Source organism: Streptomyces sp. NPDC048352, assembly GCF_040651895.1.
GTDB lineage: Bacteria > Actinomycetota > Actinomycetes > Streptomycetales > Streptomycetaceae > Streptomyces.
Genome location: NZ_JBEZKZ010000024.1, coordinates 38690 through 57473, shown reverse-complemented (window position 1 = coordinate 57473; position 18784 = coordinate 38690). Strand labels below are relative to the sequence as shown.

Annotated in this window: 17 protein-coding genes and 1 tRNA gene; 10 read left to right on the top strand and 8 right to left on the bottom strand. The window is 72.9% G+C overall.

Annotated elements, in window-relative coordinates; all coding sequences use genetic code 11:
• Positions 1 to 3: 3 nt before the first annotated feature.
• Positions 4 to 681: a phosphate signaling complex protein PhoU gene (gene phoU / locus AB0D45_RS15410; RefSeq protein ID WP_361610415.1), complete on the bottom strand. Its 678-nt coding sequence runs from the start codon at positions 679 to 681 to the stop codon at positions 4 to 6.
• 207 nt (positions 682 to 888) lie between these two features.
• On the opposite strand from phoU, the gene AB0D45_RS15405 reads away from it, so the two are divergent.
• Complete coding sequence (locus AB0D45_RS15405; RefSeq protein WP_361610414.1) at positions 889 to 2127, top strand: ATP-binding protein; 1239 nt, start codon at positions 889 to 891, stop codon at positions 2125 to 2127.
• On the top strand, positions 2124 to 2804 hold the full coding sequence (locus AB0D45_RS15400; protein WP_042813788.1) for a response regulator transcription factor: 681 nt from the start codon (positions 2124 to 2126) through the stop codon (positions 2802 to 2804). Before AB0D45_RS15405 ends, AB0D45_RS15400 begins: the two co-directional genes overlap by 4 nt.
• A 124-nt stretch (positions 2805 to 2928) precedes the next feature.
• Here AB0D45_RS15400 and AB0D45_RS15395 read toward each other — a convergent pair whose 3' ends face one another.
• Positions 2929 to 3612, bottom strand: a complete 684-nt coding sequence (locus AB0D45_RS15395; RefSeq protein ID WP_361598450.1) for a DUF461 domain-containing protein — start codon at positions 3610 to 3612, stop codon at positions 2929 to 2931.
• Positions 3613 to 4168: 556 nt separating this feature from the next.
• Between AB0D45_RS15395 and AB0D45_RS15390 the strand changes: the two genes are divergently transcribed.
• The 6 genes from AB0D45_RS15390 (at position 4169) to AB0D45_RS15365 (ending at position 10542) form a co-directional block, all read left to right on the top strand.
• Entirely contained in the window at positions 4169 to 4651 is a 483-nt protein-coding gene (locus tag AB0D45_RS15390; RefSeq protein ID WP_003953493.1) for a CarD family transcriptional regulator, read from the top strand.
• Between the two features lie 341 nt (positions 4652 to 4992).
• Positions 4993 to 5739 carry a 2-C-methyl-D-erythritol 4-phosphate cytidylyltransferase gene (gene ispD, locus AB0D45_RS15385; protein WP_361598453.1) on the top strand — a complete coding sequence of 249 codons (747 nt, stop codon included), beginning with the start codon at positions 4993 to 4995 and terminating at the stop codon, positions 5737 to 5739.
• Positions 5729 to 6226 carry a 2-C-methyl-D-erythritol 2,4-cyclodiphosphate synthase gene (ispF, locus tag AB0D45_RS15380; protein WP_361598456.1) on the top strand — a complete coding sequence of 166 codons (498 nt, stop codon included), beginning with the start codon at positions 5729 to 5731 and terminating at the stop codon, positions 6224 to 6226. Before ispD ends, ispF begins: the two co-directional genes overlap by 11 nt.
• 115 nt (positions 6227 to 6341) lie before the next feature.
• Positions 6342 to 7742, top strand: a complete 1401-nt coding sequence (gene cysS / locus AB0D45_RS15375) for a cysteine--tRNA ligase (RefSeq protein ID WP_362458825.1) — start codon at positions 6342 to 6344, stop codon at positions 7740 to 7742.
• Positions 7743 to 7833: 91 nt separating this feature from the next.
• Positions 7834 to 8805 (top strand): 23S rRNA (guanosine(2251)-2'-O)-methyltransferase RlmB, encoded by a 972-nt coding sequence (rlmB, locus tag AB0D45_RS15370; RefSeq protein WP_361598462.1) that lies wholly within the window; start codon positions 7834 to 7836, stop codon positions 8803 to 8805.
• A 168-nt stretch (positions 8806 to 8973) separates the two neighbouring features.
• Positions 8974 to 10542, top strand: a complete 1569-nt coding sequence (locus AB0D45_RS15365) for a DoxX family membrane protein (RefSeq protein ID WP_362458822.1) — start codon at positions 8974 to 8976, stop codon at positions 10540 to 10542.
• Between the two features lie 120 nt (positions 10543 to 10662).
• Here the strand turns inward: AB0D45_RS15365 and AB0D45_RS15360 are convergent, their stop codons facing one another.
• The 3 genes from AB0D45_RS15360 to ugpC form a co-directional block, all read right to left on the bottom strand.
• Complete coding sequence (locus AB0D45_RS15360) at positions 10663 to 11433, bottom strand: nucleotidyltransferase family protein (protein ID WP_362458819.1); 771 nt, start codon at positions 11431 to 11433, stop codon at positions 10663 to 10665.
• A gap of 54 nt (positions 11434 to 11487) precedes the next feature.
• On the bottom strand, positions 11488 to 11898 hold the full coding sequence (locus AB0D45_RS15355) for a hypothetical protein (RefSeq protein ID WP_361598471.1): 411 nt from the start codon (positions 11896 to 11898) through the stop codon (positions 11488 to 11490).
• A gap of 192 nt (positions 11899 to 12090) precedes the next feature.
• On the bottom strand, positions 12091 to 13167 hold the full coding sequence (ugpC, locus tag AB0D45_RS15350; RefSeq protein WP_361598474.1) for a sn-glycerol-3-phosphate ABC transporter ATP-binding protein UgpC: 1077 nt from the start codon (positions 13165 to 13167) through the stop codon (positions 12091 to 12093).
• Between the two features lie 232 nt (positions 13168 to 13399).
• Here ugpC and AB0D45_RS15345 point away from each other — a divergent pair.
• Positions 13400 to 13473 (top strand) — tRNA-Thr (locus AB0D45_RS15345).
• An 87-nt stretch (positions 13474 to 13560) separates the two neighbouring features.
• Here the strand turns inward: AB0D45_RS15345 and AB0D45_RS15340 are convergent.
• A complete protein-coding gene (locus AB0D45_RS15340; protein ID WP_362458815.1) occupies positions 13561 to 14937 on the bottom strand; it encodes an FAD-dependent oxidoreductase in 1377 nt (458 codons plus the stop codon).
• Between the two features lie 117 nt (positions 14938 to 15054).
• Positions 15055 to 16056 carry a zinc-binding dehydrogenase gene (locus tag AB0D45_RS15335; protein WP_362458894.1) on the bottom strand — a complete coding sequence of 334 codons (1002 nt, stop codon included), beginning with the start codon at positions 16054 to 16056 and terminating at the stop codon, positions 15055 to 15057.
• Between the two features lie 94 nt (positions 16057 to 16150).
• Between AB0D45_RS15335 and AB0D45_RS15330 the strand changes: the two genes are divergently transcribed.
• Positions 16151 to 16822, top strand: coding sequence for a pentapeptide repeat-containing protein (locus AB0D45_RS15330; protein WP_362458813.1), 672 nt, complete (start codon positions 16151 to 16153; stop codon positions 16820 to 16822).
• Between the two features lie 62 nt (positions 16823 to 16884).
• Here the strand turns inward: AB0D45_RS15330 and AB0D45_RS15325 are convergent, their stop codons facing one another.
• Entirely contained in the window at positions 16885 to 18756 is a 1872-nt protein-coding gene (locus tag AB0D45_RS15325; RefSeq protein ID WP_362458810.1) for a serine/threonine-protein kinase, read from the bottom strand.
• Between the last annotated feature and the right edge of the window lie 28 nt (positions 18757 to 18784).

Sequence of the window (18784 nt, the reverse complement as noted above, 5' to 3'; positions counted from 1 at the left end):
GGGTCAGACGCCCTCGACCTGCGTCGGGTGCTGGAGCTCGTCCGCGTGCTCGCCCGTCACCAGGTACACCACGCGCTTGGCCACCGACACCGCGTGGTCGGCGAACCGCTCGTAGTAGCGGCCCAGCAGCGTCACGTCGACCGCCGTCTCGATGCCGTGCTTCCAGCGGTCGTCCATCAGGTGCTGGAAGAGGGTGCGGTGGAGCTGGTCCATCTCGTCGTCGTCCTGCTCCAGCTGGAGCGCCAGGTCCACGTCCTTGGTGATGATGACCTCGGCCGCCTTCGCCATCAGCCGCTGCGCCAGCTGCCCCATCTCCAGGATCGTCGCGTGCAGGTCGCGCGGCACCGCCCTGTCCGGGAAGCGCAGCCGGGCCAGCTTCGCCACGTGCTGCGCCAGGTCGCCCGAGCGCTCCAGGTCGGCGCTCATCCGCAGCGAGGTCACCACGATGCGCAGGTCGGTGGCGACCGGCTGCTGGCGGGCCAGCAGCGCGATGGCCCGGGCCTCCAGGTCGTGCTGGAGGTCGTCCACCTTCTGGTCGGCGGCGATGACGCTCTCCGCGAGCTTCAGGTCGGCGTCCAGCATGGAGGTGGTGGCCCGCCCGATCGCGGAACCGACGAGCCGGGCCATCTCGACCAGGCTTTCTCCGATCGAGTCCAGTTCCTCGTGGTACGCGTCGCGCATGGTGTCCCTCTCTTGCCTGCTTGCCTGCTCGTCACTGCTCTCGCGGGGGCGGTCATCCCCACGGTTGCACGTTCCGTCGCCAACGCGTCCGACTCCGGCACCCCACATGAATCAACCCCGTCGTCAGGGTGAACTCTGGGCGACGACTGTTCGAGGTGCCACCCGAACGGCTGTGGAAGTGTCCTCCGGCCTGCTTAACCTGGATCCATGGACGTGAACGCGGCGGTCGCCGCAGCTGCGGCGATCGCCGGTCTGTGTACCGGCGTCATCGCCATGCTGGCGTTCCGCTGGAGCGAGCGCGACCAGGCCCGCCCCACCCGGAGCTCCATGCGCCCCGACATCAACGCGGTGCTCCCGCCCGGCGTGGACACCGTCCTCTCCGTGCTCCGCTCCTCCGCCGTCGTCCTCGACGAGGGCGACGCCGTGGTCAAGGCCAGCTCGGCCGCGTACGCCCTCGGGCTGGTCCGCGGCGGCAAGCTGGCCGTGGAGCCCATGCTCCACATGGCCCGCGACACCCGGCGCGACGGCGAGATACGCCAGGTCGAGCTCGACCTGCCCCGGCGCGGCACCGGCCGGGGCGAGGCCCTCGCGGTCTCCGCCCGCGTCGCCCCCCTCGGCTCCCGCCTGGTGCTCCTGCTGGTCGAGGACCTCACCGAGGCGCGCCGCATCGAAGCGGTCCGCCGCGACTTCGTCGCCAACGTCTCGCACGAGCTGAAGACCCCGGTCGGCGCGATCTCCCTGCTCTCCGAGGCGGTCATGGACGCCGCCGACGACCCCGAGGCGGTCAGCCGCTTCGCGGGCCGCATGCAGATCGAGGCCACCCGCCTGATCAACCTCGTACAGGAGCTCATCGACCTCTCCCGGGTGCAGAACGACGACCCGCTGGAGGACGCCGAGCCTGTACGCGTGGACACGCTCGTGGCGGAGGCCATCGACCGCTGCCGCCACACGGCCACCTCCAAGCAGATCACCATGGCCGCGGGAGGCACCGCCGACCTGCGCGTCTGGGGCAACCGGGGCCAGCTGGCCGCCGCCCTCGGGAACCTCGTGGAGAACGCCGTCAACTACAGCCCCGCCCGCACCCGCGTCGGCATCGCCGCGCGCCGGGTGACCGCGCCGGGGGGAGACTTGATCGAGATCGCCGTGACCGACCAGGGCATCGGCATCCCGGAGAAGGACCGCGAGCGGATCTTCGAGCGCTTCTACCGCGTCGACCCGGCCCGCTCCCGCGCTACGGGAGGAACCGGACTGGGCCTCGCCATCGTGAAGCACGTGGCGGCCTCGCACGGCGGGGAGGTGTCGGTATGGAGCTCCGAGGGCCAGGGCTCCACGTTCACCCTGCGCCTTCCCGAGGCGGCCGCGCCGGCCCCGGCGACCGCCCCCGGACCCGCCAGACCCCTGCTTGACCCAGAACCAGTCATTCCTGCCCCGGAGGTCCTTCCGTGACCCGAGTGCTCGTCGTCGAGGATGAGGAATCCTTCAGCGACGCCCTGTCCTACATGCTCCGCAAGGAAGGCTTCGAGGTCGCGATCGCCGCGACGGGGCCCGACGGGCTCGACGAGTTCGAGCGCAACGGCGCCGACCTCGTCCTCCTGGACCTGATGCTGCCCGGTCTGCCGGGCACCGAGGTCTGCCGGCAGCTGCGCGGCCGCTCCAACGTCCCCGTGATCATGGTGACCGCCAAGGACAGCGAGATCGACAAGGTCGTCGGCCTGGAGATAGGAGCCGACGACTACGTCACGAAGCCCTTCTCCTCCCGGGAACTGGTCGCCCGCATCCGCGCGGTGCTGCGCCGCCGCGGCGAGCCGGAGGAGGTCACCCCGGCGGCCCTGGAGGCGGGCCCCGTACGGATGGACGTGGACCGGCACGTGGTCACCGTCGGCGGGGCCAAGGTGGACCTCCCGCTGAAGGAGTTCGACCTGCTCGAGATGCTCCTGCGCAACGCGGGGCGCGTGCTGACCCGCATGCAGCTGATCGACCGGGTCTGGGGTGCGGACTACGTGGGCGACACCAAGACCCTCGACGTCCACGTCAAGCGCCTGCGCGCCAAGATCGAGCCCGATCCCGGCGCGCCGCGCTACCTGGTGACCGTCCGCGGCCTGGGCTACAAGTTCGAGCCGTAGGCCGCAGGCCGACGGCGGCCCGGCCGGGCCCCGAAAGGCCGGCCAGGGCCGCACGCACACGGGGAAGGGCCCCAGCCGCGATGCGGCTGGGGCCCTTCCCCTCTTTACGGCTGCGGTACGGCGCTCAGTGGCCGGCGCTGCGCGACGGCGACGCGGAGGCCGAGCCCGATGCGGCACCCGACGGGGTGGCGCCGGCGGCCGGGGAGCCCGACGGGGCGGGGGAGCCCGAGACGGCCGGGGAGGGCGAGCCCGAGGGGCTGCCCGACGGGGCGCCGCCGGGGGCGGCGACCGGAGCCTCGGTCGGGCCGTAGCCGACGTACATGCCGGCGGCCGGGACGACCAGCGCGTCCATCTCCACGTCGCCCGTGCTGCTCAGCTGGAAGACGACCTTCTGCACGTCGCCGTTCTTGACGGCCTCGCGGCCGCCCTCGACCACGGCGGAGGCGTTGCCCTTGCCGCCCAGCACCACGGAGCCGCCGGCGGGCACGGTGACCTTGCCGGAGCCCTCGGCGGGCTTCAGGACGACCTTGGACTTGCCACCCGCCAGGGTGATCCCGTCCAGGGTCTGGGGCTTGTTGCCGGCGTTGAACACGGTCGCCGAGACGGCGGCCGGGCCCTTCTTGTCCTTCTCGCCCTTGGTGATCACCAGGGCGTTCTGGATCTTGATGTCGCCCTTGGTGACAGCGGCGTTGTCCGGCTTGATCTCGAGAGTCTGCGCGTCGTTGCCCGCGCCGCACGCGGCGAGCGAGGCGAGCGAGAACACGACGGCGGTAGCGGCGAGAGCGCCGCGTCGAAGGCTGCGGCTCACGGCGGCGGCAACTCCTTGGACGTACGGACGGGACGGGTACAGGCACTCAGAGCGGCTGAGGTAAAGCCGCCCTAAGGGTGTGTCAGCGGGCTTAGGTTACCGAGCCGCCGCCCCGCCCCCGCACCCGACCCTCCGCAGGGCGGGCACCGCGCTGCGCCGTCCCCGCGATCTTGCATTCCGCTATCCCGTCCGGGAGCGCCGCGTGATCAATTCCGGGATTCCCTCGAACGCGGTCCGTGATCAATTCCAGATTGGGCCGGAACCCACTGCGTACGGGCGGCCGCCAGTCGAACGGAGTACTTCGGTTTCCGGTCCGGGAACCCGGCAAAACGGGACGTACGTCACACTCGTGGCCGTGACCGCCAGGTGTAACGTGGCCGTTTCGCCCGGTCCGCACAGCGCCTCCGACCTGCGAATACCCCCTTCCGGAAGCCTTCCGCAGCACGTTCGTGTCGCTGTTGTCAAGCCCCGAGATGTGCCCTGACCTGCGAAAACGCCATTCATAACAGTCAGTTCTCGTGTTACCCTGGATAGCCACGGAAGGGGTACCTGTCACATGACGTTCAAGGTTGGCGACACCGTGGTCTATCCCCATCACGGGGCCGCGCTGATCGAGGCCATCGAAACTCGCCAGATCAAAGGCGTGGACAAGACCTACTTGGTGCTCAAGGTCGCCCAGGGCGACCTGACGGTTCGTGTGCCTGCGGACAATGCGGAGTTCGTCGGCGTTCGCGACGTAGTCGGCCAGGACGGGCTGGACCGGGTCTTCGAGGTGCTCCGCGCACCGTACGCAGAAGAGCCCACGAACTGGTCCCGTCGTTACAAGGCGAATCTGGAGAAGCTCGCTTCTGGCGATGTCATCAAGGTCGCGGAAGTAGTGCGTGACCTGTGGCGTCGTGAGCGCGAGCGCGGTCTCTCCGCTGGTGAGAAGCGCATGCTCGCGAAGGCGCGTCAGATCCTGGTGAGCGAGCTCGCGCTCGCCGAGAACACCAACGAGGACAAGGCTGAGGCCCTCCTCGACGAGGTTCTTGCGTCCTGACGCTCGAACCGGCCACAGTGTGCCGCGGTGCCCGATGACTCGCCCTCTCTCCCAACGAGAGGGCCGTTGCCGGGCGCTGCGGCATGTCTGCACCCGCTCCCACCACCTGCCCCTGCCCGGCCGCGCGCACCCTTAACCGCGCACCCGGCTGGTCAACCCCCGCAACACGCCGGACGCCGCACCCGGACCCCGCATCCACCCGGGCCCGCCACGCCCGGACGTCCGCACCCGGCCCCGCCCCACCGGTCCTGTCCACCCGGCGCCCACCGGCCACGCCCAAGGCCATACCCATGTCGCCCGAAGTCACAAACCTGGCTCGGAAACCTGGCTCGGAGCTCCTGATGTCTGACGAATCGCGCCCCCACCGCACCGCCGCGGTGATCCCGGCCGCCGGCCGCGGGGTACGCCTCGGCCCCGGCGCCCCCAAGGCCCTGCGGGCCCTCGGCGGGACCCCGATGCTGATCCACGCCGTCCGCGCCATGGCCCGCTCCCGCGCCGTCGCCCTGGTCGTCGTCGTCGCCCCGCCCGACGGCGCCGCCGAGGTGCGCCACCTCCTGGACGAGCACGCCCTGCCCGACCGCACCGAGGTCCTGGTCGTCCCCGGCGGCGACACCCGCCAGGAGTCCGTGCGCGCCGGCCTGGACGCCCTCCCGGCCGACATCACCTCCGTACTCATCCACGACGCGGCCCGCCCGCTGGTCCCCGTCGACACCGTGGACGCGGTCGTCGAAGCCGTCCGCGGCGGAGCCCCCGCCGTGGTCCCCGCACTGCCCCTGGCCGACACCGTCAAGGAGGTCGAGCCCGGCCCGCCCGGCGAGCCCGAGCCGGTCGTCGCCACGCCCGAGCGGGCCCGGCTGCGCGCCGTGCAGACCCCGCAGGGCTTCGACCTCGCCACCCTGCTGCGCGCGCACGAGGCCATCGCCGTCAGCGGCGAGGGCGCCACCGACGACGCGGGCATGGTGGAGCGCACCGGGGTCACCGTCGTGACCGTCCCCGGCCACGAGGAGGCCTTCAAGGTCACCCGCCCGCTCGACCTGGTCCTCGCCGAAGCCGTACTCGCCCGCAGGAGGGCCACCGATGTCTACTGACCTGCCCCTCGTCCCGCTCGTCGGCATCGGCACCGACGTGCACGCCTTCGAGACCGGCCGCGAACTGTGGTGCGCCGGCCTGCTGTGGGAGGGCGAGGACGGCCTGGCCGGCCACTCCGACGGCGACGTCGCGGCCCACGCCGCCTGCGACGCCCTCTTCTCCGCCGCCGGCGTCGGCGACCTCGGTGCGCACTTCGGCACCTCCCGCCCCGAGTGGTCCGGCGCCGCCGGGGTCACCCTCCTGGCGGAGGCCGCCCGGATCGTGCGCGCCGAGGGCTTCGAGATCGGCAACATCGCCGTCCAGGTGATCGGGGTGCGCCCGAAGATCGGCAAACGGCGCGAGGAAGCACAGAAGGCGCTCGCGGCGGCGGCGGGCGCCCCCGTCTCCGTCTCCGGCACCACCACCGACGGCCTCGGCCTCACCGGCCGCGCCGAAGGGCTCGCCGCCATCGCCACCGCCCTCGTCTACCGGACGAACCGGGGCTGAGTACGACGTACGGGAACGCGGGGGCGGGCCCGGACGTCACCTCTTCGGCAACAAACCGTCCGGGTGGCCTCAAACGGTCGCGGGGCACTGCCGCAGGCGCACTACCCTGGATGCCGTGACTATTCGCCTGTACGACACCAGCGCCCGGCAGATCCGCGACTTCGTCCCGCTCGTCCAGGGCTGCGTCTCGATCTACCTGTGTGGCGCGACCGTGCAGGCGGCCCCGCACATCGGGCACATCCGCTCCGGCCTCAACTTCGACATGATGCGCCGCTGGTTCACCTACCGCGGCTACGACGTCACCTTCGTCCGCAACGTCACCGACATCGACGACAAGATCATCGCGAAGTCCGCCGAGCAGGGCCGCCCCTGGTGGTCCATCGGCTACGAGAACGAGCGCGCCTTCAACGAGGGCTACAGCGCCCTCGGCTGCCTGCCGCCCACCTACGAGCCCCGCGCGACCGGACACGTCACCGAGATGGTCGAGATGATGCGCGGGCTCATCGAGCGCGGCCACGCCTACGAGTCCGAGGGCAACGTCTACTTCGACGTGAAGTCGTACCCCGGCTACCTCGCGCTGTCCCGCCAGGAGCTGGAGAACATCCGCCAGCCGGAGTCCACCGGCGAGACCGGCAAGCGCGACCCCCGCGACTTCGCCATGTGGAAGTCCGCCAAGCCCGGCGAGCCGTCCTGGGAGACCCCCTGGGGCCGCGGCCGCCCCGGCTGGCACCTGGAGTGCTCCGCGATGGTGCACAAGTACCTCGGCACGGCCTTCGACATCCACGGCGGCGGCCTCGACCTGGTCTTCCCGCACCACGAGAACGAGATCGCCCAGGCCAAGGCCTACGGCGACGAGTTCGCGCACTACTGGGTGCACAACGCCTGGGTCACCATGTCGGGCGAGAAGATGTCGAAGTCCCTCGGCAACTCGGTCCTCGTCTCCGAGATGGTCAGGCAGTGGCGCCCCATCGTCCTGCGCTACTACCTCGGCACGCCGCACTACCGGTCGATGATCGAGTACAGCGAGGAGGCGCTGCGCGAGGCGGAGTCCGCCTTCGCCCGCATCGAGGGCTTCTACCAGCGCGTCATCGAGAAGGCGGGCGGCACCGTCGAGGCCGCCGCCGAGGTCCCGCCGGCCTTCGCCGAGGCGATGGACGACGACCTGGGCGTCCCGCAGGCGCTGGCCATCGTCCACACCACGGTCCGCCAGGGCAACAGCGCGCTGGCCGCCGACGACAAGGACGCGGCGATCGCCCGCCTGTCGGAGGTACGGGCCATGCTCGGCGTCCTCGGCCTGGACCCGCTCGACCCGCACTGGGCGGGCGAGGCCGACCGCGGCGAGGACCTCCACGGGGCCGTCGACACCCTCGTACGGCTGGTCCTGGAGCAGCGCGAGTCCGCCCGCGCCCGCAAGGACTGGGCGACCGCCGACGCCATCCGCGACCAGCTCCAGCAGTCCGGCCTGGTCATCGAGGACGGCCCGACCGGCCCGCGCTGGTCGCTCGGCCCCCGCTGACCGCCGGACGCACGTGGTGGCCGCCCGGCCGTCCGGGCGGCACACTCTTCATACGTACATATCGCAGCACCAACGAAAACAGGTAGAGGTCATGGCCGGGAACAGCCAGCGCAGGAACCGCCGCACGTCCAACAAGAAGGGCGCCACGGTCGGCAGCGGCGGGCAGCGGCGCAAGGGCCTGGAGGGCAAGGGCCCCACGCCCAAGGCCGAGGACCGCAAGAAGCACAAGGCGAACCGGATCGCGAACGCCATGGCCCGCCAGGCCGCCAAGCGCCGCCCCGCCCCCCGCCGCGGCGGCCCCAAGGGCACCAGCGAGATGGTCGTCGGCCGCAACCCGGTCTTCGAGGCGCTGCGCGACGGCGTCCCCGCCACCACCCTCTACGTCCAGCAGTTCATCGACAACGACGAGCGCGTCCGCGAAGCCCTCCAGCTCGCGGCCGAGCGCGGCAACATCAACCTGATGGAAGCCCCGCGCCCCGAGCTCGACCGCATGACCAACGGGCTCAACCACCAGGGCCTGGTCCTCCAGGTCCCCCCGTACGAGTACGCGCACCCGGAGGACCTCACCGCCGCCGCGTACGACAACGGCGAGGACCCGCTGATCGTCGCCCTCGACGGCGTCACCGACCCGCGCAACCTCGGCGCGATCGTCCGCTCCGTCTCCGCCTTCGGCGGGCACGGCGTGGTCATCCCCGAGCGCCGCGCCGCCGGCATGACCGCCGGCGCCTGGAAGACCTCCGCCGGCACCGCCGCCCGTACCCCGGTCTCCCGCGTCACCAACCTCACCCGAGCCCTGCAGGAGTACAAGAAGGCCGGCATCGCCGTCGTCGGCCTGGCCGCCGAGGGCACGCACACCGTCGGCGACCTCGAAGCCCTCTCCGGCCCGGTCGTCATCGTCGTCGGCTCCGAGGGCAAGGGCCTCGGCCGCCTCGTCGGCGAGAACTGCGACTACCTCGTCCGCATCCCCATGCCGGGCGGCGCCGAGTCCCTGAACGCCGGCGTCGCCGCCGGCGTCGTGCTGTACGAGGCCGCGCGCAAGCGCGACCAGCGCGGCCGCGCCTGACCCGGACGGCCGCACCCGCCGGCCGCCCCGCCTGATCCACTTGGCCCACGGGACATGACCCGTGAGCGTGTCGCCCCGCCCCTTCCGGGCGGGGCGACTTGATCTTGACGGGTCTCGGACAGATCCCTCGTGTCAAGGCAGTGTCCTAACCACCCGTCACTCGGTTAGATGAGTGTGGACACCAGAACGTCAGGGTTCGACGACCAGCCCGCGCTGAGCATGGTCAAGGTGCCGTGCGACCCCGCACAGGTCATCGTCAACCACGCCAGCTTCCGCGTGCGGCTCGCACCGAGCCCGAGCGCGCGTTCCAAGCCCGCGAATGCCCCCGGCCGCGCGCCCGTCCTCGGCGCCGCCGCCGTGGCGGCCGCCGGAGCCGCCCGGCGCCGCGCGCCCGTCGTCTGGAGCGGCAAGTCCGCCCCCGGCGACGACGCCGCGGCCACGGGAGGACTCCTCCAGGCCGTACGGGAGGCCCGCCGCGGCGACGACTACGACGGCGGAGCCGCCACCCAGACCATCCCCCGCATCGACCTGGCGCACGACCTGGGCGACGACACCCTCGCCACCCCCACCGTCATCGGCCAGCGCACCTACGGCGACCCCGACGAGACCCGCTCCCTCGCCGCCGTGCGCGACCTCCCGCGCCGGCCCCACCAGCCGTACGAACCCCACGGGCCGTACGACGGCCCCTACACGGGCCCCGACCCCGAGGTCGGCGCCGACGGCCGGCGCCCCGCCCAGGACACCCGCGCCCAGGCCTCCTACTACCCCGGCCGCCGGATGAACCTCGGCGTCGTGCTGCTCCCGCTGCGCGTCTTCCTCGGCTTCATCTCCATCTACGCCGGCATGGGCAAACTGTGCGACCCCGTCTACTTCGACGGCGGCGAACGCGGCTCCATGGTCACCTGGCTCCGGACCCTGCACCCCTGGGCCCTGGCCGAGCCCCTGCGCGACTTCGCCCTCGCCCACCCCGTGGGAGCCGGCCTCAGCGTCGCCTTCCTCCAGGTGATCGTCGGCGTCCTGACCGTCTTCGGGCTCTGGCAGCGCTTCGCCGCCTGCATCGGCGCCCTGCTCTCCGCCGCCCTGCTGATGACGGTCAGCTGGAAGACCGTCCCCGCCTACGACGCGCCCGACATCATCTACCTGGCCGCCTGGAGCCCCCTGATCATCGCCGGCGCGCCCGTCTACTCCCTCGACGGACGCCTCGCGGGGGAGGCCTGGCGCACGCTCGGCCCCCGCTCCGAGGTCTGGCGGCTGCGCCGGCGCGTCCTGCGCCGCGGCGCCGTCATGGCCACCGTCGTCTGCGGGCTCACCCTGCTCATCGGCTCCCTCCTCGGCGGGGCCGTCCGCTCCTCCACCGTCGTCACCGTGCCCGGCCCCGGCCAGGCCCCGAGCAACTACCTCCCCGGCAGCCCGCTCCCGCAGGCCCCCGCCAAGCAGCCCGCACCGGCCAGGCAGCAGCCCTCGAAGCAGGCCTCGCCCTCCGCCGCACCCTCCGAGCCCGCCGCCAAGTCCGGCCGCACCAGCAGCGGTTCCCCGGCCCGCGGAGGCACCGGGACCGGCTCCGGGGCGCCCAGCGCCACCAAGAGCTCCGGCAGCGGCAGCCAGACCCCCCGGAGCAGCACCCCGAAGCAGTCCAGCCCGCAGCAGCCGCCGGCCACCTCCTCGGGGACCCGCAGCGGATCCGGCGGGGACACCCCGACCAAGAAGCCCGGCCTGGTCGGCGGCCTCCTCGGCTGAACCGCCCCGACCCGGTGAGAAGGGCCCGGCGCGCACCCCGCGCGCCGGGCCCTTCCGCGTGCCGGGGGCCGTACGCTCCGGTGCCGGGCGCCGGGGGAGACGTAGCAACACGGAAACCGCTCAGACGGCGCCCTGTGCCGCCAACTCCCGCGCCGCCTCGCTGAGGTCCTTCGCCGTGTCGATCGCCCGCCAGTAGGCCCCCTGCGGCAGCGGAAAGCCCGCCAGCCGCCGCTCGCGGGCCAGCCGCGGGAACGTCGTCCGCTCGTGGTCCCCCAAGTCCGGCAGCAGCGAGGCGAATTCGGGAGCGAACACGTACACGCCGGCGTTGATCGGATAAGGCGACGGCGGAGCCTCGATGAAGTCCAGCACCTGCCCGAACTCGTTCGTCTCCACCACCCCCCACGGCATCCGCGGCCGCGCCAGCGCCAGCGTCGCCGTCGCCTCCCGCTCCGCGTGGAAGGCCGCCATCTCCCGCAGCGGGAACCGCGTCCACACGTCCCCGTTGGCCGCGTACCAGGCCCGCTCCGGATGCGGCAGGTGCGCGGCCGCGTGCTTCAGACCGCCCCCGCGCCCCAACGGCACCTCCTCCACCACCGTCGTCACGTGCAGCGGCAGCACGGTGCACCGCAGCCACTCCTGGAGCACCTCCGCGAGGTGCCCGCAGGAGACGACGGCGTCCGTCACCCCCTCCGCCGCCAGCCACGCCAACTGGTGCCCGATGATGGGCAGTCCGGTCCCCGGGATCTCGACCATCGGCTTCGGCCGGTCGTCCGTGTACGGCCGCAGCCGCGACCCCTGCCCGCCCGCCAGGACGACCGCCTGGGAGGGGAGGGCCGGGAACGCGGCTGCGTCATCGGTGGATTGGGGTGGTACGGGGGAAAGGTCGGTCATGGCCGCCAGCGTAGGGACGGCCCCCGCCCCGGCCGGGGCAGGCGCGGCGGACCGTCAGCCCATCGAGGCGACGCCCGACGCGTACGAGGTGTCGCAGACCGGGCGCGCGTAGGACTGGGCCTTCGTCGGCCCGTACGCCTCCACGGCGGCCCGCCCGAGCGCCCGCGCGATGCTCACGCAGTGCTCGGCCAGCGACGGCCGGCCGTTCACCTCCTGCTGGAGGTGCGTCAGGACGATGCCCGGCTGCTCGCCCTGCTGGAGCTCGCCGAGGAGCTTGTCGCGCAGCAGGTCCTGGGGGGCGGCCGGCTTCTTCGGGACGGAGACGTCCTCGGCGGAGGCGGTCAGGATCTGGGAGGAGTGATCCGCCCAGGGGACCATGGTGACCGCGAGGGTCCCGGACAGGACCAGGACGACGGGCAGGACCAGGGCGAGGGAACGGCCGATACGGCGGGCAGTGTGGGTCACGAGGGCGAGAGTAGCGCTCGGTGAAGATTTGGCGACATTTAGTCACCCGGTCGGGGGATGGTTCGACGTGGCTTTTCGAATCAGGGGTTGACGAGTGCGGCCGAATGGCCCGGTCTGCCGGGGTTCGTGAGGCGCGGCTCCCGCAACTGCCGGAGCAGGGACGTCCCTTGGCGGGACGCCCCTGCCGGCCGCCTAGTTGGACAGGCGGGCGCCGGAGGACGTCGAGAAGACGTGGATCTCGTCGCCGCGCGGCACCACGTGCAGCGAGGAGCCCTTCTCGGGCACCTGGCGGCCGTTCACCCGCACCACGAGGTCCTGGCCCTCGCAGCTGCCGTAGACGTAGCCGTCGGCACCCAGCTCCTCGACCACGTTCACGGTGATCGTCAGGCCGCCGGTGTCACCGATGTCGAAGTGCTCGGGGCGCACGCCGACCGTGACCGTACGGTCGCCCGCGTCGGCGGCGGCGGACAGCGCCTCGCGCGACACCGGCACGACGCTCTCGCCGAACTTCACGCCGCCGTCGGTGATCGGCACCTCGACCAGGTTCATGGCGGGCGAGCCGATGAAGCCGGCGACGAACAGGTTCGCCGGCCGGTCGTACATGTTGCGCGGGGTGTCGACCTGCTGGAGCAGGCCGTCCTTGAGGACCGCCACGCGGTCGCCCATCGTCATCGCCTCGACCTGGTCGTGGGTGACGTAGACGGTGGTGATGCCGAGGTCGCGCTGGAGCGCCGCGATCTGGGTGCGGGTGGAGACGCGGAGCTTGGCGTCCAGGTTCGAGAGCGGCTCGTCCATGAGGAAGACCTGCGGCTTGCGCACGATGGCCCGGCCCATGGCGACGCGCTGGCGCTGGCCGCCGGAGAGCGCCTTCGGCTTGCGGTCGAGGTACTGGGTCAGGTCCAGCATCTTCGCCGCCTCCTCCACCTTGCGGCGGATGGTGGCCTTGTCCTCACCGGCGATCTTGAGCGCGAAGCCCATGTTGTCGGCGACGGTCATGTGCGGGTACAGCGCGTAGTTCTGGAACACCATCGCGATGTCCCGGTCCTTGGGCGGCAGGTGCGTGACGTCGCGGTCGCCGATGCGGATGGCGCCGCCGTTGACGTCCTCCAGGCCCGCGAGCATGCGCAGGGAGGTCGACTTGCCGCAGCCGGAGGGGCCGACGAGGACGAGGAACTCGCCGTCCTCGATCTCCAGCTCCAGCTGGTCGACGGCGGGCTTGTCGCCGCCCGGGTAGAGGCGGGTCGCCTTGTCGAAGGTGACAGAAGCCATGGTGGTGAATCCCTTCTACCGGCAGGAACGTGCCGGACGATCCGAGTGGAAGGTCTAGTCCAGCGAACCGGACTCCGCCCGACGCTACCTGGCGGTACGGCTCCTGTCAGCAATCTGACGAACCGGATCCCGGGCGGGGCCGGGGGGTGCGGATCAACGTGATGGCCCGGGCAATCGGGCGCTGTGTAGAGTGAGGGCGGCTCCGCGCATAGAGGGTTCGTGTGGGAGTCGTGCCGCCTTAGCTCAGTTGGCTAGAGCGCTTGACTTGTAATCTTGAGGTCGTCGGTTCGATTCCGACAGGCGGCTCCGCCCCAGGTCAGAGGGATTCTGGCCAAGGGGATTCGTACAGAAGCGGAAGGCCCCGGGTGATTACCCGGGGCCTTTTCGCGTTGCTCAGGAGCGGCCCGAGACGTGGTTCGCCAGGCGGGCCAGGGGGGTCGTCGTGGGGCGGTGGGTCGTCGCTTCGCGGCGGTCCGCCTCGCGGTAGGCGGCGTAGAGGGCGTGGACGCCCAGCCAGCGGAAGGGTTCCGGCTCCCAGCGGCGGACGCGGTGGTGGACCCAGGGCAGGGTGGTCAGCTCGGTCGGGTCGCCGAGGACCAGGTCGCGCAGGGTGCGGGCGGCGAGGTTGGCCGTGGCCACGCCCGAGCCGACGTAGCCGCCGGCCCAGCCGAGGCCCGTGGTGGCGTCCAGGGTGACCGTCGCGCACCAGTCGCGGGGGACGCCGAGGACGCCCGACCAGGCGTGGGTGACCGGAGTGCCGGTGAGGAGCGGGAAGAAGGCGGTGAGGAGGGCCGTGAGGGAGGCGATGGTGGCCGGCTGGGTGCGGCCGTCGTTGTCGGTGCGGGAGCCGAAGCGGTACGGGACCCCGCGGCCGCCGATCGCGATGCGGTCGTCGGCGGTGCGCTGGGCGTACATGTAGGCGTGGGCCATGTCGCCGAGGAGCGGGGCGTCCTGCCAGCCCAGCTGCTCCCAGACCGCGGGCGGCAGGGGGGCCGTGACGATCATCGAGGAGTTCATGGGGAGCCAGGTGCGCTTGTGGCCCTTGAGGGCGGCGGTGAAGCCCTCGGTGCAGCGCAGGACGTAGGGGGCGCGGACGGTGCCGTAGGGGGTGACGGCGCGGCGGGGGGCGATCTCGGTGACGGGGGTGGATTCGTGGAGGGTGACGCCGAGGCGTTCGCAGGCGGCGGCGAGGCCGCGGACGAGCTTGAGGGGGTGGACGCGGGCGCCGTGGGGGGTCCAGCTGGAGCCGACGGCGTCGGCGATGTCGATGCGGGCGCGGGTGGCGGCGGCGTCGTGGAGTTCGCGTCCGGTGTCGCCGTAGGCGAGTTCGGCGGCGTGGAAGGCCCTGAGGCGGGTGAGCTGGGCGGGGGTGCGGGCGACTTCGAGGACTCCGCCGCGGTGGACGTCGGCGTCGATGCCCTCCTCGGCGGCGACGTCGATGACTTCGGTGACGGTGTCGTTCATGGCGTGCTGGAGGCGGCGGGCGGCGTCGTGGCCGTGGCGGGCGGCGTAGTGGTCGCGGCCGGCGATGCCGTTGTAGAGCCAGCCGCCGTTGCGGCCGGAGGCCCCGTAGCCGCAGAACTTCTGCTCCAGGACGGTGACGCGGAGGTCGGGGGCTGCGCGCTTGAGGTAGTAGGCGGTCCACAGGCCGGTGTAGCCGCCGCCGACGATGACGACGTCGGCCGTGGCGTCGGCGGTGAGGGGGGCGCGGGGTGGTTGGGGGGATCCGGTGGTCGCGTACCAGAAGGAGATGCCGCCGTTGATCGTCATGGGGGAGTTGGTACCGGGGCCGGGCCGGGGGCGTCCAGATGCCGGGTGTCGCGTTCCGGGGGCGGTTGGCGTACCGGGTGGCCGGTGCGGGGGGCAGTGCGGGGGGTGTAGGGCGGTTCAGCGCTGCCGGGGTTCGAGGACGACCTTGCCGGTGGTGGCGCGGGTTTCGAGGTCGCGGTGGGCGGCTGCGGCCCGGGCGAGGGGGTAGCGCTGGAGGGCGGGGCGCAGGCGGCCGGCGGCGGCTTCGGCGAGGGCGCGGGTCTCGAGTGTGCGCAGCGGGTCGGGGGTGCCGACGGCTTCGAGCATGGCGGGGCCGAGGACGGTGCGGGTGGTGATGCGGCGGGCGGTGAGGTGGGCGCGTTCGGCGTCGGTGAGGGTGAGGGGGCCTTCGGACCAGCCGTAGACGAGGTGGCGGGCGCCGGGGGCGAGGAGGCCGAGGGCGGTGCGGGCGGTGGCGCCGCCGACGGGGTCGAAGAGGACGGTGGCGCCGCCGGGGTGGTGGGCGCGGACGGTGTCGGCCCAGTCGGGGGTGGTGTAGTCGACGGCGAGGTCGGCTCCGTTGGCGGTGGCGCGTGCGGTTTTGGCCGGGCCGCCGGCGAGGGCGACGACGGTGGCGCCGGCGTTCTTGGCGTATTGGACGAGGAGGGTGCCGATGCCTCCGGCGGCGGCGGGTACGAGGACGGTGGAGGTGGGGCCGAGGTCGGCGAACTGCAGGATGCCGAGGGTGGTGCGGCCGGTGCCGATCATGGCGACGGCCTGGGCGGGGTCGAGGCCGTCGGGGACGGGGTGCAGACGGTCGGCGTCGGCGACGGCGTGTTCGGCGTAGCCGCCGGGGGCGAAGCCGAGGTGGGTGACGACGGGGCGGCCGAGCCAGGCGGGGTCGGTGCCGGGGCCGAGGGCGTCGACGGTGCCGGCGACTTCGCGGCCGGGGATGGTCGGGAGCGGGGGGAGGGGTGCGGGCAGTCCCTGGGCGCCTTGGCGGAGGGCGGTGTCGAGGAGGTGGACGCCGGCGGCGGCGACGGCGATGCGGACCTGGCCGGGGCCGGGGGCGGGGCGGGGGACGGTCTCGTAGCTGAGGTTCTCGGCGGGGCCGAAGGCGTGGAGGCGGACGGCCTTCATGGTGTCGGTGTGCGTGGTCATGGCGTCAGCGTTCGGCCTCAAGCGTGGTTGAGGTCAAGGGGTGGCTGTCAGTGGGGTGGGTCACGATGGACGCATGGCGCGCGACGGGCAGACGGTGGTGAAGGCGGCGCGGCGGCCGGAGGTGCGGCTGCCGGACCTGGTGGTGTGGGAGGGCGGTGGGCTGGAGCCGGACGGTGACTACGACGGGCTGGAGTTCGCGGATCTGGACCTGACGGGGCAGGAGGGGGTCGGGGCGCGGTTCATGGACTGCGCGGTGCGCCGGTGCGTGCTGGACGAGGCGGGGCTGGCGAAGGCGCGGCTGGTGGATGCGGTGCTGGAGGGGGTCCGGGGGGTGGGGACGGACCTGTCGGGGGCTTCGCTGCGGGACGTGGAGCTGGTGGATGCCCGGCTGGGCGGGGTGCAGCTGCACGGGGCGGTGCTGGAGCGGGTCCTCGTACGGGGCGGGAAGATCGACTACCTGAACCTGCGGGCGGCGCGGCTGCGGGACGTGGTCTTCGAGGGGTGCGTGCTGGTGGAGCCGGATTTCGCGGGCGCGGTGCTGGAGCGGGTGGAGTTCCGGGACTGCGTGGTGCGGGGGGCGGACTTCACGGGGGCGCGGCTCGCGGAGGTGGATCTGCGGGAGGCGGCGGAGCTGGGGATCGCGCGGGGGGTGGAGGCGCTGGCGGGGGCGGTGATCAGTGCCGGGCAGCTGTTCGAGCTGGCGCCGGCGATGGCGGCGCAGTTGGGGGTGCGGGTGGTGGGGTAGGGGGGCGAGGCCGGGCGCGCGGCCCGTACGAGTGGTTTCGTACGGGCCGGGAGCCGGGGGCGTCAGTGCTTCTTGGGGGCCTCGGCGTTGCGCCAGACGGTGAGGTCGAGCGTGATGTAGTTGCTGGCGTCCTTCGTGTCCGACTTGCCGCGGAAGGTCACCACGGCGATGTGTCCGGCGTCGCTGAGCACGCAGATCTCCGACCCGTCGGTGAGCTGGTCGAGGCCGACCTTCTCGGTGTAGCGGGTCTCGGCGCGGCAGGTCTCCAGTGAGCCCTTCTGCGCGTTGTTGAGGACGACCAGCTTGCCGTTGGCGGTGCCGAGCCGCTTCTCCCCGAACAGGGTGTCGAAGTAGTAGTAGACGTCTCCGCCGTTGTAGGAGACACCGGCGTTGCCGCCCGAGCCGGGGCGCGGAGGGTTGTCGGCGAGCATGATCTGGTAGTTGGCCGGCACGTCGATGCCCTGGTAGGTCGCCGGGGCGGGGTCGGGCCGCTTCTGGTTCTTGTCCTGGGATCCGGAGCCGGCGGGGCTGGGGGTGGTGCCGCGGGACGAACCGCTGCCGCGACTGCCGCTCTTCGAGGAGCCGTCCGGGAGGAGGGAGCCGATGACGGCGAGGCCGATGACGGCGCCGACGATCGCCCCGGCGATGATCAGGCCCTTCGGCCGGCGCGGCGGGGCGGGCGGGGTCGGGTAGCCGGTCTGCGGGTAGCCGGGCTGCGGGTAGCCGGTCTGGTGGACCGGCGGCGGGGTGGGGTAGCCGGTCTGGTGCATCGGCGGCGGTGTGGGGTAGCCGGGGGCAAAGCCGGGCGGCGGCGTCTGGTAGCCCGGGGGCGGCGTCTGGTACCCGGGCGGCGGGGTCGGGTACCCGGGCGGTACCGCGCCCGGAGCCGCCGCCGGGACCGCCGGCGCGGTCTGCGTCGGCGCGTACGCGGGCGCCGGGGGTGCGGCGGCCGGCTGCGGCGGGGAGAGCTCGGTCGGAGTGGGTGCGACGGAGGCCTGCGGGGGCGGGGTCTTGGCGGGTTCGGGCAGCCGCAGGCGTTCGGTGATCGAACCGGCGACGGCCTGGGGGAGCCAGTCCTCGCCCTGGCGCAGCGGCTCGGGGGAGAGGTCGTGGCACATCTGGATGACCTCGGTGAGGCTGGGCCGGCCGGCGGGGTCGCGGGTCAGGCAGCGGGTCACCAGCGGGCGCAGTTCCTCGGGCAGGGCGCTGAGGTCGGGGTCTTCGTGGACGATGCGGTAGAGCACCGCGTGCGAGCTGCCGTCGCCGTAGGCGGGTGCACCGATCGCCGCGAAGGCGACGATCTGGCCGAGGGCGAAGATGTCGGTGGCGGCGGTGACCGTTCCGGCGGAGGCCTGCTCGGGGGCCATGAACGCGGGGGTGCCGACGCTGACGCCGCTGCTGGTCAGGGCGGTGGCGTCGGCGGCGCGGGCGATGCCGAAGTCGATCACGCGGGGGCCGTCGGCGGCGAGGAGGACGTTGCCGGGCTTCAGGTCGCGGTGGACGATGCCGGCGCCGTGGATGACGTGCAGGGCCTCGGCGACGCCGATGGCCAGCAGCAGGACGCTGCGCAGCGGCAGCCGGCCGTGCCCGGCCACGGCGTGGGCGAGCGAGGGGCCCGGCACGTAGGAGGTGGCGAGCCAGGGCTGCGCGCCGTCGGTGTCGAAGTCGATGACCGGGGCGGTGTAGAGGCCCTGGACGCGCTGGGCGGCGCGTACTTCCTGCTGGAAGCGCCGCCGGAACTCGGGGTCCTCGCTGAACTCGGGCCGGATCACCTTGAGGGCGACGGGCCGCCCGCCGAGGGTGTAGGAGAGGTACACCTTGCCCATGCCGCCCGCGCCCAGCACGGCCGCCAGCCGGTAACCGCCCACGGTGGCGGGGTCGTCCGCCCGCAGGGGCTGGAAGAGCTCGGCCGAAGGCGCACCGCTACCGCTCATGAAAAACCGTCCCTTATCAGGCAGTTCC

Coding starts and splice junctions, on each gene's coding strand:
- ugpC (WP_361598474.1), bottom strand. CDS start 13,167: ATGGCTTCTGTCACCTTCGACAAGGCGACCCGCCTCTACCCGGGCGGC.
- AB0D45_RS15330 (WP_362458813.1), top strand. CDS start 16,151: ATGGCGCGCGACGGGCAGACGGTGGTGAAGGCGGCGCGGCGGCCGGAG.
- AB0D45_RS15405 (WP_361610414.1), top strand. CDS start 889: ATGGACGTGAACGCGGCGGTCGCCGCAGCTGCGGCGATCGCCGGTCTG.
- AB0D45_RS15390 (WP_003953493.1), top strand. CDS start 4,169: ATGACGTTCAAGGTTGGCGACACCGTGGTCTATCCCCATCACGGGGCC.
- phoU (WP_361610415.1), bottom strand. CDS start 681: ATGCGCGACGCGTACCACGAGGAACTGGACTCGATCGGAGAAAGCCTG.
- ispD (WP_361598453.1), top strand. CDS start 4,993: ATGTCTGACGAATCGCGCCCCCACCGCACCGCCGCGGTGATCCCGGCC.
- AB0D45_RS15325 (WP_362458810.1), bottom strand. CDS start 18,756: ATGAGCGGTAGCGGTGCGCCTTCGGCCGAGCTCTTCCAGCCCCTGCGG.
- AB0D45_RS15340 (WP_362458815.1), bottom strand. CDS start 14,937: ATGACGATCAACGGCGGCATCTCCTTCTGGTACGCGACCACCGGATCC.
- AB0D45_RS15335 (WP_362458894.1), bottom strand. CDS start 16,056: ATGAAGGCCGTCCGCCTCCACGCCTTCGGCCCCGCCGAGAACCTCAGC.
- rlmB (WP_361598462.1), top strand. CDS start 7,834: ATGGCCGGGAACAGCCAGCGCAGGAACCGCCGCACGTCCAACAAGAAG.
- AB0D45_RS15365 (WP_362458822.1), top strand. CDS start 8,974: ATGAGTGTGGACACCAGAACGTCAGGGTTCGACGACCAGCCCGCGCTG.
- ispF (WP_361598456.1), top strand. CDS start 5,729: ATGTCTACTGACCTGCCCCTCGTCCCGCTCGTCGGCATCGGCACCGAC.
- AB0D45_RS15360 (WP_362458819.1), bottom strand. CDS start 11,433: ATGACCGACCTTTCCCCCGTACCACCCCAATCCACCGATGACGCAGCC.